This is a genomic window from Ruegeria sp. AH12 (assembly GCF_056541465.1).
This window is the reverse complement of sequence record NZ_JBQFYL010000003.1, coordinates 12,701-29,106: the sequence shown is the minus strand read 5'-3', so window position 1 is coordinate 29,106 and position 16,406 is coordinate 12,701. Positions and strand designations below refer to the sequence as shown.

The 16,406-nt window shown below is 58.0% G+C and carries 14 protein-coding genes; 11 read left to right on the top strand and 3 right to left on the bottom strand.

The genetic code is table 11. From position 1 onward, the window contains the following. Positions 1-112 precede the first annotated feature (112 nt). Positions 113-1,366, top strand: coding sequence for an aminotransferase class V-fold PLP-dependent enzyme (locus ACR0EL_RS06885; protein ID WP_480499029.1), 1,254 nt, complete (start codon positions 113-115; stop codon positions 1,364-1,366). A gap of 56 nt (positions 1,367-1,422) precedes the next feature. On the opposite strand, the gene ACR0EL_RS06880 is transcribed toward ACR0EL_RS06885, so the two are convergent. The 3 genes from ACR0EL_RS06880 to ACR0EL_RS06870 form a co-directional block, all read right to left on the bottom strand. After that, positions 1,423-4,212 carry a bifunctional aconitate hydratase 2/2-methylisocitrate dehydratase gene (locus ACR0EL_RS06880; protein WP_480499028.1) on the bottom strand — a complete coding sequence of 930 codons (2,790 nt, stop codon included), beginning with the start codon at positions 4,210-4,212 and terminating at the stop codon, positions 1,423-1,425. 134 nt (positions 4,213-4,346) lie between these two features. Further along, positions 4,347-5,090, bottom strand: coding sequence for an FHA domain-containing protein (locus tag ACR0EL_RS06875; protein WP_353010181.1), 744 nt, complete (start codon positions 5,088-5,090; stop codon positions 4,347-4,349). Beyond that, on the bottom strand, positions 5,090-5,638 hold the full coding sequence (locus ACR0EL_RS06870; protein ID WP_480499027.1) for a hypothetical protein: 549 nt from the start codon (positions 5,636-5,638) through the stop codon (positions 5,090-5,092). Before ACR0EL_RS06870 ends, ACR0EL_RS06875 begins: the two co-directional genes overlap by 1 nt. Before the next feature lie 162 nt (positions 5,639-5,800). On the opposite strand from ACR0EL_RS06870, the gene ACR0EL_RS06865 reads away from it, so the two are divergent. The 10 genes from ACR0EL_RS06865 to ACR0EL_RS06820 all read left to right on the top strand — a co-directional run bounded on the left by ACR0EL_RS06865 (position 5,801) and on the right by ACR0EL_RS06820 (position 16,395). Beyond that, positions 5,801-6,505, top strand: coding sequence for a hypothetical protein (locus ACR0EL_RS06865; RefSeq protein WP_353010186.1), 705 nt, complete (start codon positions 5,801-5,803; stop codon positions 6,503-6,505). Positions 6,506-6,563: 58 nt separating this feature from the next. After that, positions 6,564-7,031: a hypothetical protein gene (locus tag ACR0EL_RS06860; RefSeq protein WP_353010189.1), complete on the top strand. Its 468-nt coding sequence runs from the start codon at positions 6,564-6,566 to the stop codon at positions 7,029-7,031. Between the two features lie 76 nt (positions 7,032-7,107). Next, complete coding sequence (locus ACR0EL_RS06855; RefSeq protein WP_480499026.1) at positions 7,108-8,625, top strand: FHA domain-containing protein; 1,518 nt, start codon at positions 7,108-7,110, stop codon at positions 8,623-8,625. 32 nt (positions 8,626-8,657) lie between these two features. Beyond that, positions 8,658-9,278, top strand: coding sequence for an FHA domain-containing protein (locus ACR0EL_RS06850; protein ID WP_480499025.1), 621 nt, complete (start codon positions 8,658-8,660; stop codon positions 9,276-9,278). A gap of 5 nt (positions 9,279-9,283) precedes the next feature. Then, the gene (locus tag ACR0EL_RS06845) at positions 9,284-10,510 is read left to right on the top strand and encodes a PP2C family protein-serine/threonine phosphatase (protein ID WP_480499024.1); all 1,227 of its coding nucleotides are present in this window, start codon (positions 9,284-9,286) and stop codon (positions 10,508-10,510) included. A gap of 14 nt (positions 10,511-10,524) precedes the next feature. After that, positions 10,525-11,613, top strand: coding sequence for a serine/threonine protein kinase (locus ACR0EL_RS06840; protein ID WP_480499023.1), 1,089 nt, complete (start codon positions 10,525-10,527; stop codon positions 11,611-11,613). Between the two features lie 128 nt (positions 11,614-11,741). Beyond that, positions 11,742-12,869: a trypsin-like peptidase domain-containing protein gene (locus tag ACR0EL_RS06835; protein ID WP_480499022.1), complete on the top strand. Its 1,128-nt coding sequence runs from the start codon at positions 11,742-11,744 to the stop codon at positions 12,867-12,869. After that, a complete protein-coding gene (locus ACR0EL_RS06830) occupies positions 12,850-13,581 on the top strand; it encodes an ATP-binding cassette domain-containing protein (protein WP_480499021.1) in 732 nt (243 codons plus the stop codon). The genes ACR0EL_RS06835 and ACR0EL_RS06830 overlap by 20 nt, the downstream gene beginning before the upstream one ends. Further along, positions 13,581-14,771 carry an ABC transporter permease family protein gene (locus ACR0EL_RS06825; protein ID WP_480499020.1) on the top strand — a complete coding sequence of 397 codons (1,191 nt, stop codon included), beginning with the start codon at positions 13,581-13,583 and terminating at the stop codon, positions 14,769-14,771. The genes ACR0EL_RS06830 and ACR0EL_RS06825 overlap by 1 nt, the downstream gene beginning before the upstream one ends. Next, positions 14,764-16,395 carry a formylglycine-generating enzyme family protein gene (locus ACR0EL_RS06820; RefSeq protein WP_480499019.1) on the top strand — a complete coding sequence of 544 codons (1,632 nt, stop codon included), beginning with the start codon at positions 14,764-14,766 and terminating at the stop codon, positions 16,393-16,395. The genes ACR0EL_RS06825 and ACR0EL_RS06820 overlap by 8 nt, the downstream gene beginning before the upstream one ends. Positions 16,396-16,406 lie beyond the last annotated feature (11 nt).

Below are 16,406 nucleotides of genomic sequence, written 5' to 3'. Positions count from 1 at the left end.
AGACTGTTTGCGGCCCTTTCCCCGCGCAAAATGTCGTGGAATAAACCACTGAAACAGGTCCGGTGTGCTAGTTCTTTATGGGCCCACAGATGAGCAGCGACAGGAACCCCAAATGATCAAAGACAATCCCGATCTGATCGCGGCCATCCGCGACCGTTTCGCCCATGTCGAGAGCTGCCCGTTTCAGGGAGAGCGTATCTTCTTCGAAAACGCAGGTGGTGCGCTGACATTGAAAAAAGTGGCCGAGACCTCGGCTTTCTATGCAGCGATCCCGGACAATCCGGGGCGGATCAATCCGGCAGGGCAGGGCACCCAGAACGTGATCAACAAGGCCAAGGCCGATCTGGGCGTTTTCATGAATACCAGCTCAGGTCAGTTCTTTGCCGGTGAAAGCGGGACCGAGTTGCTGTTCCGGCTGATCCGCACAGCTTGTCTGGTTGCGCCTAAAGGGGCCAAAGTGATCGGGTCCTCGATTGAACACCCCGCTACCCGCAGCGCCGCGCGCCGCTGGGCCGGGATCGCTGGGCTAGATTACGTGAACGTCCAGCATGACGATGCAAGCGGGCTAGTCACCGCTGAAGACTATGCCGCTCTGATGACCCCGGATGTGGCGGTGGCGACAATCCTGCATGCCTCGCCCGTGACGGGTATGGGCATGGACGTGGCCGCAATCTCAGCCGCGGTCCGGGCCGTTTCACCCGACTGTCTGATCATCGTTGACGGTATCCAGCACGCGGCGCACGGGCAGTTGGATCTGGATGCGTATAATGTCGATGGCTATGCGATCTCACCTTACAAAGTGTTTTCGCGCCACGGCTATGGCATCGCGTGGATTTCCGACAAGCTGAGCGCGCTGCCCCATGACATGCTGATCGACGCGCCCGCGACGGGGTGGGAGTTCGGCACCCGTGATGCCGGTTCTTACGCCACCATGTCTGACGTGATCGACTATTTCGTCTGGCTGGGCGGAGAAGTCTCGGACGAGGCAGAACCGCGGAAACGGATCGAGGCGGCGGGTCGCGCCATCCATGCCTATGAGACCCACCTGACCAGCGCGATGATCAACGGGGTTGGCAACCTGCCGGGGCTGCGGGATATGGATCATATCCGCATTCTGGCAGGAGCAGACAACACCGCGCGGGAAGGGCTTGTGTCAGTTGTGGTGGACGGCATCCCATCCGAGCAGGTGGTCGAAACCCTCAACCAGCAGGGCATTCGCACCCATGTGCGCAAAGCGGATCATTATTCGGGCAATGTACTGACGCCGCTGGACCTGTCGGACTGCATTCGCATCTCGCTGTGCCACTACAATACCGAGCAGGAAGTGGCCCAGTTGTTGACGGTGTTGAAAGACATCGCGGCCTGAGCGCATGAAAAAAGCCCGACCGATGGGCCGGGCTTTTCTGCACTCAGATCACATCTCTAGAAATGAGCGGAATTGGTCGTCGCAGGTGCCTTTACCGGCGGCGCGAATTTGGTCAGATCTATGCCTTCGACGGCAGTCTTGTATTCCTCAATGGTTGGCGTGCGCCCCAGAATGGCCGACAGCACCACAACCGGGGTTGAGGCCAGCAGGCTTTCACCTTTCTTGTCCGGTGCATCGGCGACAACACGGCCCTGGAACAGACGGGTCGAGGTGGCCAGAACCGTATCGCCTTTGGCCGCTTTCTCCTGATTGCCCATGCAGAGGTTACAGCCCGGACGCTCAAGGTACAGGATGTTCTCGTATTCTGTGCGGGCTTGCGTTTTGGGGAACAGGTCGTCGAACTCGAAACCAGAATAGCGTTGAAGGATTTCCCAATCTCCCTCGGCCTTCAATTCATCAATGATGTTATAAGTTGGTGCAGCCACAACCAGTGGCGCGTTAAACTCAACCTTGCCTGTGTCCTTTTCGAGGTTACGCAGCATTTGAGCGACGATCTTCATGTCGCCCTTATGCACCATGCACGACCCGACAAAGCCCAGATCCACATGCTTTTCGGCATTGTAGTACGAGATCGGGCGGATCGTATCGTGCGTGTAGCGCTTGGAGACATCGGCGTTGTTGACATCCGGATCGGCGATCATCGGCTCGACGATTTGATCCAGATCGACAACAACTTCAGCAAAGTACTTCGCGTTGTCATCAGGGCGCAGCGACGGTTTTTCACCCGACTTGATTTCGGCAATGCGCGCATCGGCGATATCGATCAGCTTTTGCAGCATGCCGTTTTCATGCTCCATGCCCTTATCGATCATGATCTGGATACGCGACTTAGCCAGTTCCAGCGAACCGATCAGGGTCTCGTCATTTGAGATACAAACCGAGGCCTTGGCCTTCATCTCGGCGGTCCAGTCGGTGAAGGTGAAGGCCTGATCCGCCAGCAGTGTGCCGATATGCACCTCGATCACGCGGCCCTGGAAGACGTTGTCGCCATGCTGGTCCAGCATCTGCGCCTGGGTTGCGTGGACCACGTCGCGGAAGTCCATGTGATCGGCCATGCGGCCCTTGAAGGTCACCTTGGCCGATTCCGGGATCGGCATTGAGGCTTCACCGGTTGCCAGCGCCAGTGCCACAGTGCCCGAGTCTGCCCCGAAGGCGACGCCTTTGGACATGCGGGTGTGGCTGTCGCCCCCGATGATGACAGACCAGTCATCGACGGTGATGTCATTCAGCACCTTGTGGATCACGTCGGTCATCGCATGATAGACGCCTTTCGGGTCCCGACCCGTTACAAGGCCGAAATCGTTCATGAACTTCATCAGGCGCGGGGTGTTGGCCTGTGCTTTTGCGTCCCACACCGAAGCCGTGTGACAGCCCGACTGGTACGCCCCATCCACGCTGGGTGAGACCACTGTCGCAGCCATCGCTTCGAGTTCCTGCATGGTCATCAAACCGGTGGTGTCTTGTGAGCCAACAATGTTGACCCTGACGCGCACATCAGACCCGGCATGCAGCGTCTTACCCGGCGTGGTGCCCAGAGCGTTTTTGTTAAAGATCTTCTCAACAGCGGTCAGGCCCTGACCGTCATGGCTGATCTCTTTGGACGGCGCAAAAACAAGGGGGGCTTCGACGCCCAGTGTCTCGGCCGCGATGGTCTGCAGCTTTTTGCCAAAGACAATCGCATAAGAGCCACCGGCCTTCATGAATTCGACCTTCTGCGGCGTGAAGGATGCCGGTACATCGACCAGTTCTTCGCCATCCTCGCTAAGCAGCTTGTGGGTTTTGGTATTGATCTTCAGCACCGTACCCGTGGCAACCGAGTATTTCTCTTCAAGGATCGGATTGCCGTCATTGTTCAGGATCGCGTTGCCGTCTTCGTCGACCTTTTTGACCCAGTTCTTCAGGTCAAGGCCAATGCCGCCAGTCACGCCCACGGTGGTTAGGAAGATCGGCGAGATGCCATTGGTGCCAGCCACGACCGGAGCGATGTTGACGAAGGGCACGTAGGGGCTGGCCTGCTTGCCGGTCCACAGCGCCACGTTGTTCACACCCGACATACGGGACGAACCCACACCCATAGTGCCTTTTTCCGCAATCAACATCACCCGCTTGCCGGGGTGTTGTAGCTTCAGCGCCTCGATGTCCTGCTGAGCCGCCTCCGAGATCAGGCATTTGCCATGCAGTTCCCGATCAGCACGCGAATGCGCCTGATTGCCGGGCGACAGCAAATCGGTCGAGATATCGCCTTCGGCGGCAACATAGGTGACGACCTCAATCTCCTCATCGATCTCGGGAAGCTTGGTAAAAAATTCAGCTTTGGCGTAGCTTTCAAGAATGTCTTTCGCGATCGGATTGCCGGCCTCGAAGGCGGCCTTCAGACGGTCGGTATCAGCGTCATAAAGGAACACTTGCGTCTTAAGAACTTCAGCCGCTTCTCCAGCAATCTTTGTATCTTCGCCCAAGGCCAGATCCAGCAGCACCTCGACCGAGGGGCCGCCTTTCATATGCGACAGCAACTCAAACGCAAATTCCTGCGTTATCTCTTCGACATCCGCATCGCCAAGAATGATCTCCTTCAGAAAGCAGGCCTTTTCACCGGCGGCACTGGTTGTGCCAGGCAGCGTGTTGTAGATGAAATAGTTCAGTGAATCGGCGCGATATTCGTTCTGAGGGTCGCGGATCTGATCGATGATCTCTTTCACCAAAGCACCATCATCAATGGGCTTGGGGCTAAGGCCCTGCTCTTTGCGGGTTTCGATTTCACTCAGGTAATCTGTATAGAGGCTCATGGCGTTTTCCGACGATTGGGGCGAGAGCGCGAGGTGTGAATTCTACCTCGCCATTCAATTTGTATGCGGCGGTATACGAAAAGCGCGCGAGTTGCAAGAGTAGCAGGTGTGGCGCCATGTCTCGGCTTTGTCATTCAACGAATGACCGCGATCCAGACATCCCCAACACGGAACTGACTGACAGGGCCAAGCCGCACTGGTTTATCCGGTGCAATTTGCCGCCCACGCACCCAGGTTCCGTTCGAAGACCCCATGTCCCGAATCTGAAGCTGGTTGCCTTTGGCAATCTGCAAGATGCAGTGTTTGCCCGACGCGCCCTTGCTGCGTGTCAATGCCAGATCGGCCCAGCCGGGATCGCGCCCGATCTTAATCTGCCGCAAGGATTTGAGGCCCTTGACCTGATTGAACACCAGGCTCTTTCCACGATCCGGTCCGGATTGCACAACTAACCGCCACAGAGGCACCGGCCGCGGCGCCATCGGGCTGAACCAGCGAATTTCGGCAGCCCTGTCATATCGTGCGGCAGTGTTTGGGTTCAGACCCGTCATTCCCAGCGTCATGATCTTTTTCATGGCGCGTGTGGATCGCCGCACGGGTGAAACCGGCTTGCCGCTTTTGTCACGCATCGTCAGGCGCAGGACAAAGCGACCAAGGGTTGCGCCGCTCAGCACGCCTTCACATATCAACCAGTAGATGAGGACCATCGCCAGATACAGCCCTGCCGAAAGAGCGGGGCCCGCACGCAGCAGGCCAAGCTCTTGCCGCAACACGGGTTCGATAGTGGCGCAAACAAATGCCAGAAACATGAAATCGAACAGCGCAGCTGCGCTGAGCAGGCGGGCGGCGTTTTTGTCGTCCAAAGGGCCCCCGATCGCCATCACCGTGCCCCCAGCATTGTCAGAATCATGAACAGCGCTGCTCCGATTGAGCACAGCATGAGCGCATCACAATGAAGCCGCAGCGCATGTTTCCCGGCTGCGTTGGAGTTGCGGAAATGAAACCCGGCGACCCACAAGGCAAGGCCCATCCCGACAATAGTGAACAGCAAGGTCTCAGACAGGATTTGTCGGTTCATGGCAACCGCCAACCAGTCGGCAGCACCCACAATCAATCCACCCCACAGGATGGCAACAACATAGACAGCAAAGCTCAACGCCTCATTCCGGGAACGGCTGAGCCAAGTCACCAATGCCCCTAAACCCCAGCCCAATGCTGCGGCGATGAGAATCACCAAAATCATCCGAACGGGCAGCGAAAGTGTTGCCACCTCAACATTAAAGACCAGCCTGGAGGTATTGTTCGCGAAATTAGAACTAATGCCCAGAATAGCTAATAACGCGCCAATACCGGCGCCAATATTTCCGGCAAATGCAAAAACCTCATTCGCCAGAACCATCTTGTCCCGTAAACCAAAGGGTAATCTCATCTTAAAACTCATCCTATGATCGAATGTTCAAAAGTATTTGGTCGAATGCCAATCGAATCAGTATTCTATCTTTGCAGGTCATTTGCGAATCGTTGATTGAAAATAAAAAATATGTGAGTTCTTAATCAACTAAGAAGAAAAATTGTTTTACGGAGTAACGAGATGCGTACAGTTGCGGTGTCATTTTTTGCTGCTATTTCCCTTCTACTGACAGCTTGTACCGATGAGGCGTTCCAATCTGCTTCATCATCTTCAGTAGCTGGAAAAACCCAACAGGAAAAACAGCTGGAAAAGCAGGTTAAAAGCCTGGATCAGGTGTCCAAGGACATCATTGTTAACAATACGGTTCAGGGTGCGCTGGCTGGCGCGGTTGTCGGTTGTGGTCTCGGCCTATTGCTAGGCGGCGACGCCGGGGATTGTGCGGCTGGTGCCGCCGCAGGTGGCCTGATCGGTGGTGTCGGCGGCAACCAGGTCGGCCGTCAGGCCGCTGCTAAGAATGTTGAAATCGTCAACAGCAAGCAGGTTCTGGCAAACCTGTCGAATGTCAGCAAACAGCTGAGCTCGGTCGAAGCAAACCTGCGTTCGGTATTGGCCTCGCAAAATGCAGAACTGAAATCGCTGCGCCGTCAACTGGACGGCGGTCAACTGTCTCAGTCGGCTTACAATCAGCGCGTCAACGCGATCAAATCCAACCGTCAGGTTGTGTCGAACGAGTTGAAGCGCAGCGAAAAGAACATGGACAGCACCATCTCGGAGCTGAAGACGGCGTCAAGCAAAGGCCAACCCGGCTTGGGCGGCGCCACAAATGCGGCGGTCAGCAACAAGAACCGGCTGGCACGGACGCGGGCATCCATCAACCTGCTATAAGTTTCAATAGCCCGCGCCTAACCTTGGGCGCGGGTTTTCAATTGGTAAGAGTGAGAAAATGACTTCAGATCTTCTTCGTTTTTCAAGACCTTTCGCCCTTGTCGCCGTTACCGCTGTTGCGGGATGTACTGGTTCAACAGATCCAACAACGGCAACTTTGTTTGACAATATTGCTAACCTGAATTCCGGTGAATACGACCGCCAGATCGCCAATAACAAAGCGCAGGCTGACGCTATTATTGCGCAGAACAAAGCGGCCGAGCAGCGCAATGCGCAATTGGCGGCGCAAAGCAATGCCAACAAAGCCGAAATCGACTCGCTGCGCAGGCAGATTGCTGATGTAAAGGCTCAGGGTGCGAAGGCGCGCGCTGCCTCGGCCTCGGACCCTGTGAAACTGCAGCAGGTTCAGGCGCTGGACAATCAGCTGAACGCGGTCGAGCGTGACGTTAACAGCGGTGCAAGTTCCGCCGCCATCTCGTCGGAACTGAGCCGGATCAAGTCGGCGTATCGCGCGCTGTCCATATAATTCTAATCACGTCAGGTCGGCGCTTGTCGGCACATGCGACGACCGGGACGTCTTGCCTGAGGGGGGTCTTGGGATCGTGACCTACGGATTTTCACGCAGATTGGTGGCGCTTGCCGCTGCTTTGGTCATTTCGGGCGCAGCCCACGCGCAAGAGGGGAAAACCCGCGCGCCAGCCACCGGGCTAGCAATCTTGGATTGTGCGCCCGCTGATCCCGCACCCGAGGACAGCTGCCTCGTTCGCGTTCCGTCCGGCAATCAGCGTGGCGATATGAGCTTTCGCTCGCTTGGTGACGCGCAGGCCGATTTCGAGTTCGTCAAATCTCTGGATGACGTCCCAGGCAACCTGACCCTTTCGGCGACAATGGTTCTGATTGACCTGTCCGTCGGTGAGCGCAGCGCGCGTGTGCGCAGCTGGAACCGCGAGCGTGAGCTGATTTCGCGCGTCGTGACCAACCTACCGACGGATGAGAAGGTGGCGATTTATGGGTTCGGCAATGACATTGTTGAATTGTCGCCCTTCTCCACCAGTCGGGCCCAGGCCGAAGACGTGGTTGAGGGGCTTGAGATCAAGGAACAGAACACCCGTCTGGTCGCCAACGCCACCCGCGCCATCGAATTGCTAAGCCAGCAAGATGACGTGCTGCTGAAAAACCTGATCCTGATCACCGACGGAGATGAGGAAGGTCTGGCCACGGTCGAAGAAATCACCGAGGCCGCCGAGCGCGAAGGCGTATCGGTCTCAGCCCTTGGCATGTTCTGGCGGGCACAGGGCAATGCGCGCACCACACGCGGCATTGATGTGCTGAAACGCCTGACCGATCCGCAAAATGGCCTTATGGAAGAGGTCTTTTTGCAAAATCAGTCTGACGCCAATGCCGTGGTATCGGATTTCATCCGATCCTATGGCAATTCGGTCAAAGGCTCGGGCCTGATTGTGCCGGTCGGAGATCCAGCACCCGCTCGCATTACCATCGAAATGATCGAACCGGTTGTCGGCCAACCAGGACAAACCCAAACCAAGAGCTATTCCGCCGAGTTCCAGCCCGTGGTTGACCCGACGCCGGAACCGGAACCAGAGCCTGCGCCAGAACCGGAGGACGAGATTTTCGGTTTCCCGGCGCTTTATGTCTACATCGCGGGTGGCGTTCTGTTGCTGCTGCTTCTGCTGCTGGCGGTGCTACTGGCGCGGCGTGGTTCGGGGGGTGAGCCCGAGGATGATCTGGAGGCTGGCGATTTCGACGATGGCGACGCAACAGGTATGCCACCACCGCAAGATGAGACACGTACGGTGGCAACCGCCCCTCCCCCGATTGCCTTTCTGGTTCGGGTGGACAACGGGCATCGTTTCCCGGTGCCAGCAGGCCGCTCGACCATTGGACGTAGCAGCACAAACGGGGTCGTGATCCCCGATGGCGGTGTGTCGCGCGTGCATGCGGAACTCAGCGGTTCGCCAGACGGACGGTTTACCATCAGCGATCTGGACAGTCTGAACGGAACGCTGATCAATGAGCGCAAGATCAAAGGCGCGCAGAGAGTAAATGTGGGTGACACAGTGGGCCTTGGGTCCGTTCGCCTGAAACTGGTCCGGGCATAATCCGGGACCATACACACAGGAAAGGTGAAGACATGGGCAACGACAACAAGACAAGCTGGCTGTTCGACAAGGACGACGAAGAGCTGAACGACGATCTGGATTTTGGCGCAGATGACGGGTTCACCGAAAGCATCTCGCCCTCGGATGACGAGGCGACGCATGCCATGCCAAGCGGATCATCCTTCAGTGAAGCGCCGACTGAATATGTCGAAGACGAAAAGACACAGATTTACCATGGTGGTATGTCCAAGAATTTTTCGGACAAGGCCGAATTTGATCCGATGGTCGACCCGATTACCGGCTGGTTGGTTGTGGTCAAAGGGCCAGGATTGGGTCAGTCTGTCAATCTGGGTTCGGGGATGAATACATTGGGCCGCGACAGCGGTGAGCGTGTTTCGCTTGATTTTGGTGACAAGATGATCTCGGGCAAGGATCATTTGCGGGTGATCTTTGACGATGCCAACCGCGTATTCTTTGCCGCCCCCGGCACGGGCCGCAATATCAGCCGGATCAATGGTCAGATCGTTGCAACGACCATGCCCTTGGAGAACTACGCACTGATCGAGCTGTCGAAACAGACGCATGTGCGCTTTGTCGCTTTCTGTAACGAGGATTTTGACTGGTCGGAGCTGGCCGAAAGCTCTGACGACTGATCCCGATGACAATCATCAGCGGCAAACAAAGCCTGGGCCAACGCGAAAATCAGGAAGATGCGTTCGATCTCGTCTATCAGAACGAACGAGACCCGAAATCCGACATTCTGATGCTGGTGGCCGATGGGATGGGCGGCCATGCAGGGGGCGAGGTTGCATCCAACTTGGCCCTGTCGGCGTTCAAGAAGCATTTCATCGGGGGCTCGGAGGCGCCGCGCCCGCGGGATCGGTTGCAGGAGTCGCTGACGGCGGCAAATGATGCTTTGCGCCAGCGCATTGCCAGCCAGCCCGATTTGAAGGGCATGGGATGCACTCTGATCGCAGCGCTCAAGCTGGGCGATCGACTGGTTTGGGTTTCGGTTGGTGACAGCAGCCTATTTCTGTTGCGCGACGGGCGCCTGAAAAAGCTGAACGCAGATCACTCGCTTTACGGTGAATTGTTGCAGATGGTTGCTGCGGGCAAGATCACGCAGGAAGAAGCGGACAGCCACCCGCGTCGCAATGCCTTGCGTTCAGCGCTGATGGGGGATCGGATTTCTCTGACCGATGTCAACGCCATCAGCCTGAAACCGGGTGATGTGGTTCTGTCCTGCTCGGATGGGTTGGATACCCTGTCGCATTCAGAAATCCGGGATATCCTGCAAGGCGGCAAAAGCCGTGATATGCGCGGTGTTGCCTCGGATCTGTTGAACGCGGTCGAGGCGAAAGGAAAGCCGAAACAAGATAACACAACCGTCGTCGTCTACGCGCATGTCCAGGACGGCATGAGCAGCATGCTGCGTGGCAGCCAATGGGCGTTTCACAACACCGGCGGCAATGGGAATACGCTTAAATATGCAGCGATTGGTCTGGGGGCTTTGGCCCTTGTTGCGGCGGCTGGCGCATGGCTGCTGCGGCCTGATCCAGTCGAAGTCACGCCAGAGCCTGAACCTGCCACGACCCCACCCTCGCAAGAGGAACGCAGCATTGGCGACAGCACGGTCGATGATGATCCAATTGTACCTGACCCCAACACCGATGGGGAACCGCTGACTGAACCAGAACCAGAGGCCCCCGAAAACGAAGAGACCGAGACGGAGACCCCCACGCCGGACGAGGTGGCACCGGGACCTGCGGAACCGCCAGCATCGGAAGCGCCGGAAGGCACCGCACCGGTGGACCCGGCAACGCCTGCGCAACCTCCGGAAGAGGATGATGTTTCACCAGAAAATCCTAGTGGCGAAGGAAGGTAGTTCTGACCGTGTCGGTGCATTTGCCAAAAGGAGAAGCCTTCGCCGGATACGTTCTTGGAGACGTATTGGGGCAGGGGGGTTTTGGCATCACCTATCGTTCGCGCAATCGCGAGACCGGCGAGCGTTTTGCGATCAAGGAGTATTTCCCCGCTGACTATGCGGACCGAGGCCCCAACAACGCTGTTTCACCAACGTCCGAGGGGCGGCAGCTGTTTCACATGGGGTTGGAGGCGTTTCTGCAAGAAGCCAATCTGCTGCGTGATCTGCCACAGCAACAGGGCCTGATGCGCGTGCGGGCTGCATTCCGCAAACACGGCACGGCCTATTGCGTGATGGAATACATCCAGGGCGATCCGCTGGATCGGATGATGGCGCGCATGATTGATGCCCGCGGATCGGTGCCGCCCGATCTGGTCACCACTTTCCTGCACTCGATGCTGAATGCCCTGGATGCCGTGCATGATGTCGGTGTGGTTCACCGCGATATGAAACCGGCAAATGTCATGATCCGCAAAGACGGGCAGCCCATTCTGATCGATTTTGGCGCTGCTCGCCTAATGGGTAAATCCAGTGGTCTGGCGTCAATGTTCACGCGCAAATACGCGGCGATTGAGCAGTTTCCGGCGGATAAGACCGGATTGACCGGCAGCGTTCAGGAAGGCCCTTGGAGCGATTTGTTTGCCCTGTCGGTCATCCTGTATGAAATGGTCTCGCAGAGCCTTCCGCCCAACGCCGAAGAACGTTGGAAGGAAAAGCGGGCGACAGGTCGTGACCCCTACGTCCCCGTACGCCACAACCTGAAACGCAATCGCGTTCAGGAAAAATATGATGATGCCTTGCTGAATGCTATCGATCTTGGCTGCAAGTTGCTGCCGCGTGATCGCATCCGCACAGCGCGTGACCATGCGCGGCTCGTGGGCATTGATCTACACGGTGCAGTGCCCGGTCCTGACCGGCCAGAACGAGAGTCCCGTGCGAAACCTGTTAGCCGTCCGAGGCCGCGCCCAAAGAAAAAAACCGGAGGCCGCAAGGCTTCGATACTAGTGTTGCTATTGATCCTGATCGTGGCAGGGGCCGTCATTGCATATGGAATACTGATGTGAAGATTGTAACTTTAACTCGTTCCCTTTGTCTTACGGCTACCTGGCTGATCGGTATAGCCTGCGCTGCCACTGCGCAAATCGCGCCGGACATCGTTGCGGAAACGGACAAGGCGGTTGGACGAGCGGTCGTGGACGTCAGCGGCGGGCAAGCAACTGGATCAGGATTCGTCCTGTCAGAACTACCCGAAGGTGGCGGTTACTACTACATCACCAACCATCATGTGATTAACGGTGGCCTGAACATACAGGTCGGGTTCAAACAGGATGACCGAGTTTTTCTGTATGATGCGAAGGTTCTACATGCCTCACGCGAACTGGATTTGGCCGTACTGCGCATTGTCCCGCAGGAATCCAGCGGACATAGGCCCGGATTTTTGTCTTTGCGCGAAGGCAAGGCACTGAAGGGTGAACAGGTGGCTGCCATCGGCTATCCCGGTTCCTCGGACCAGATCAATGCCGGGCGGGATATGTTGCCTTTTTTTGAAACGACATTAACCCAGGGTGCGATCAGTAAGGTTGCTCCGGGATCATTCAATGAAACGGGGCGGACCCTCGAAATTGTGCAGCACACCGCATCGGTCAATCCCGGCAATTCGGGCGGACCATTGATCGACTATTGCGGATCGGTACTGGGTATTAACACCGTCATCTCGGTCTGGAACTCGGATGGTCGCACGCCAACGAACAACACATTCTGGGCCTCGTCAGCGAACCCAATATCCGGCTTTTTGCGGGATGCGGGCATTCCCTTTAACGCGCACCAGCAGGAATGTGATCCAGACAACCCGGACTTTGTAGGCGGTGGTGCGAAAGACAACAGCCTGCTGATCATCTTGGCCGTGTTGGCTGGCGCGAGTGCAGCCGTGATCGGCGGTATCTATTTCGTAGTTTCGCAAAGCAAAGCTGATGGCGGACCAAAATCCGCGCGCGGGGGTGGGTCGGCCAAATCTTCGGGCCGGGCCATTCTGGCCGTCAGCATGGATGGAAAATCCGAACGGTTCAGCGCCGCCCAGCTACAGTCGGGTGTCACGATTGGCCGCGCCAGCGAAAACACGCTGACCATCACCGATCGCAATCTCAGCCGCCGCCATGCCAGCCTGTCGTTGCAGGGGCGCAAGATGATGCTGACCGATCTTGGCTCGTCCAATGGCACCAAGGTTGATGGCCGCCGTCTGAAACCGAATGAGCCGGTTCAGATCAACACCAAATCGAAGGTCGAACTTGGGGGGGTTGCGCTTGTCCTCAGACGCCCCTGATACGGTCCTGTCGATCCGCAACCTTGGAATCGAACGTGCGCCCGGTTTCTTCGTGGTGATTGAAGAGCTTGAGTTGAGCGCAGGTGAGACCATCGTTCTGGACGCGGTCAGCGGGGCGGGCAAAAGCACAGCGCTTGGGCTGATTGCCGGGGCGCTACCGCTGACGGACCTGCCGGATATGCTGCATGTGATCGATGGGGTGACGGTCACGCCTGAAACCCCGAGGGCTGAATTTGCCGGGCCGGACAAGCTGGGCTTTGTGCTGCAAACCAATACGCTGGTGCCGTATCTGAGTTTGCAGGAGAATATTGAACTGCCCGTTCGTGTCGCCGGGCAGGTACCGGATGCAGAATGGCAGGATCACCTGATCCGCGCCATGGGGTTGCGGGACCTGACGACGCGCAAACCGGGTCAACTGTCGGTAGGCCAACGTCAACGTGCCTCGGTCGCGCGAGCTCTGCTGGGGCAGCCCGCGTTGCTGTTGCTGGACGAACCAGTCTCGGCGCTCGACCCCGCCAATGTGGCCGAAGTCGAAGGGTTGATCGTACATCTTGCTGCCGAAGCTGGGTCAGCCGTCGTGCTGGCCAGCCATCAGGCGCAAACCGGTGAGTTTGCGGACACCCCCCGTGCCGATCACCGCCTTCTGGATCATCGGGGGCAATCCTATTCGATCTTCTCAACAGCGGGCCGCGCGGCGGCGAGGGTGGCGTGATGGTTCGGATACCAGCCATGTTGGCCCTGCGCGAATTGCGCCATGACTGGCAGTCGGCATTGTGTTTTGTCGCCGCGCTGGCGGGCGTTCTCGGCCCTCTGCTGATCATTCTGGCGCTGAAGAACGGGATTATCGGCACCATGGTGGGCCGGTTGATCGAGGACCCGTCGAACCGCGAAATCCTGGCCATCGGGGCCGAGCAGCATGATGCTGCCTTCTTCGCCGCCCTGGGCGCGCGACAGGATGTGGGGTTCATCGTGCCCGCCACCCGCTCGATCAACACATCCGCCAACGCGGTCCGGCATGAGGCTCAGCGCAAACTGGAGCGCGCGGTGCCCCTGATCCCCTCAGCCGCGGGCGATCCGCTGATCGACGGCGAACCCGTTGCGCCGGGTCGCGTGTGGGTCTCGGACAAACTGGCGCAGGATCTTTCGGTCTCGGCCGGAGATACAGTTGATATGATCATCGGGCGCGAGGTAGATGGCCAACGCGAAAACGCCCGCCGCGATCTGCAGGTCATCGGCGTGCTGCCGCCCGAGATCTGGCCCCGCCCAGCCATCTTCCTGTCGCTACCCGATCTTCTGGCGGTCGAGCGGTTCCGCGACGATCTGACCTCGACCCCCGCAAACTGGACCGATCCGGTTGCTGAGCCCGAAACCTATGCCAGTTTCCGCCTCTATGCGCGTTCGCTTGAAGATATCGGAACCTTGTCTGCCCATCTGGCCGAACAGGGGCTGCAATCGCGCCCTCGGGCTGAGAACGCAGCCCTGCTGCTGTCCTTCCGGCGCAATCTGAACATACTGTTCACCGCCATCGCAGCACTGGCCATGTTTGGCTTCTGGGCGGCAATGTCTGCCAATCTGCGCGGAATGGTCGAACGTCAGCGGGTCATTTTCAGTCTGTTCTCCATGCTGACTATGCCCGACCGGCAGCGTTGTGTAATCCCGGTGGTCCAAAGTCTTGCGTTGGTACTGGGTGGCGTGATCGCGACGCTGATCATCATCCTGCCCTTCCTGTTGGCCATCAACGCCACGTTCGAAACCGCCCCCGGCGAATCCGTCGCGCGCCTTTATGCGGGCGATGTGTTTGCAACATTGGTTCTGGGCGCCGTGACGGCGGCAACCGCAGCGATCTGGGCCGTATTTGCCGTGCGCAATGTCGAACCTCAGGAGGTCTTGACCCATGCCTAAACTGACCCGCCTTGCCCTGGCTCCGTTGATTGGTCTTCTGGCCTTATCTGCGACCGCGCAGGCACAAGACATCAGTTGGCGCGAGAAGTACTATAATCCGCAGCCTGCCGACGGCGACCTGTCCCTGCCCATGCCTTGCGGCGGGGCGATGACCTTCCGCAAGGTGGCAACGCCCAACACCGATGGCGTAATCGGCGATGTCTCGGTCGTGCTGGGGCAGGAGGGCAGCGATCAGCCCTATCTGAACGGCCTGCGCCGGGCCTTTGTCTCGGGCGCGTTTGCCGACCCCGAAGGTGCGGCCAAGGGCTATTTCTACATGGCCAAGTATGAGCTGGCGCAGGCGCAGTGGGATGTGGTCATGGTTGGCTGCCCCGACAAGGAACCGCGTCGCCGGGGCTTTGTTCCGGCGGTTGGGAATACCAAGCTGGACTATCAGCGCTTTGCAGAGGCCTACACCCTGTGGCTGATGGAGAATGCACCCGACAGCCTGCCCCGCGTCGGCGATACGCGGGCCTATCTGCGCCTGCCGACCGAGGAGGAATGGGAGTATTCTGCCCGTGGTGGTCTGACGGTGGACCAAGCGTTGTTCCGTGCCCCAATGCCACCGGTGCCAGAGGGTACGCCACAGGACGAATACATTGCCCATGGCGGCACTGCTTCTGCGGGGGGGAAATTGCAGGTGGTTGGTTCTCTGAAGCCCAACCCGTTGGGTCTGCACGACATGCTGGGCAACGCGGCCGAGATCGTGGGGGATCCGTTTGCTCTGGTCCGTCACGGGCGATTGCATGGTCAGGCAGGGGGGTTCGTGAAACGCGGTGGCGATGCCCGAACGCCTTTGGCAGACATCACATCCTCGACCCGGTTCGAGGTTCCGCCCTTTGACATACTGTCCAATACCGCCTCGGCGGATCGGTTCACCGGCACCCGGTTGGTGCTGCAGGGCCTGGCCATCACCTCGGCGGATCAGGATCAGGCGCTGAAGGACGGGCTGGACCAACTGGCGCGCCCGGATGAAGCGCTGGCTTCGGCAGCAAGCGAACTAGAGGCGATGGAACTGCTGGATGAGATTTCAGCAGAATCCCTGTCGGATCGAACCAAGACGCAACTGGCGGTGATCAAGGACACCCTGAATCGGGGACGAGTTGAGCGCAACGCGCAACGGGATCAATCGGTCAGACTGATCCTCACCTCGGGCGTTCTCGTCTGCGGTCAAGCTCTGCGCCGCTATCTGAACGCTCTGATCTCAATGCTGACAATCCAGCCCGAGCTTGATGCCATCGAACGCGAGGCGCGCGCCGCCGGGGATCAGGAACTGCTGAAAGAAATCGAGATCGCCCGACAAGAGGCTGCGGCGAAGCTCAGGGAAATCGAAGAGAAAGCCAAGGCAGATGTGGTTGAATATGCCAATCTGATCGAAGGGCTGGTCGATCAATACTCGCCCGTGCTGCTGCGCAAACAGATCGATTTCATCTACCCCACCGAAGAAAGCCGGGGGCGCGAACGGGCAAACTGCCTGGCGCTGGTGCAAGATCACATCGGCGCGCGCAGCGTCGCGGGATATTCGGATTTGGATCAAATCGCGGACGATATTCAGGGGCTGGCCCTATCGTTCATGGAAGACTGACTTGGAAAGGT